Annotated in this window: 1 protein-coding gene, 1 pseudogene and 1 other annotated feature; the gene and the pseudogene both read right to left on the bottom strand. The window is 63.1% G+C overall.

Translation table 11 applies throughout. The features are described 5' to 3' along the window. Nucleotides 1-93: 93 nt before the first annotated feature. Nucleotides 94-759 (bottom strand): annotated as a pseudogene (locus tag MUN85_RS12505) (IS3 family transposase); the annotation flags it as partial. Then, nucleotides 637-771 (bottom strand) — a sequence feature (AL1L pseudoknot). (Overlaps the previous pseudogene by 123 nt.) 25 nt (nt 772-796) lie before the next feature. After that, on the bottom strand, nt 797-1,013 hold a 217-nt coding region (locus MUN85_RS12510; protein ID WP_250506998.1), incomplete at its 5' end, for an IS30 family transposase.

Raw genomic sequence — 1,013 nt, forward strand, 5'->3', positions numbered from 1 at the left:
GCTGGTCGATCAGAATGTGAGTCAGAACCTTTCGGAAGCACTCACGGCACCTGACCGGCTGTTCTGGGTCGATCGCTGTGTGGGTCAAACCATTCAAGAAGACCAGGCACCTCTATTCTTACTGTCGCTGTGATGAATCAGCCCGGCCAGATCGTGACCGACCCGCTTTCGCCGCCAGATCCCCATCCGGAGGGCGTCCAACGCGAGATCGGTGTACAAGCGGGTGGAGATCTGCCAGCCGACGATCATGCGCGAGTACACCTCGAGTACGAAGCCGACGTACACCCACCCCGAGAACGTGCGCACATAGGTCAGGTCGGCGACCCACAGCTCGTTCGGACCAGTAGCCGTGAACTGACGGTTCACCAGATCCAGCGGCCGGACGGTCTCGGGGGACGGTTTCGTGGTCCTGGGGCCCTTCATCCGGCAGATGCCGCGCAGCCCGACCCGGCGCATGAGCCGGCGCACGGTCGACTCGGCGACCCGTACGCCCTCACGCCGAAGCTGGGCGTGCACCTTCCTGACCCCGTACACGCCGTAGTTCTCCCGGTGGATGCGGGTGATCTGCTCACTGAGGTCTCGGTCGCGTATCTCGCGCTGGGACGGTGGCCTGGTCTTCGCGGCGTAGTACGTCGACGGGGCGATCTGGGCAGGAGTGTCCGCGAGGACACGGCAGATCGGCTCGACCCCGTGCTCGTCACGCAGTTGGTCGATGAACATGACCTTCTCGCTTACCGTAAGGGGCGGTCGAGCTCCGCCGCGAAGAAAGCCGACGCCTGTTTCAGGATCGGCGGATTCAACCGGTGGTCGCAACGAGTTCCGTGAACTTCTCCGATGGTGTCAGATATCCGAGCGTCTTGCGCGGTCGGCCGTTGAGCGAGTCCTGAATCGCGGTCAGGTCCGCGCGGCTAACGATGCTCAGATCGGTGCTCTTCGGAAGGTATTGACGTAGCAACCCGTTGGTGTTCTCATTGCTGCCCCGCTGCCACGGGGAGTGCGGGTCGCAGAAGTAG

This window comes from Bowdeniella massiliensis (assembly GCF_023634005.1).
GTDB lineage: Bacteria > Actinomycetota > Actinomycetes > Actinomycetales > Actinomycetaceae > Bowdeniella > Bowdeniella massiliensis.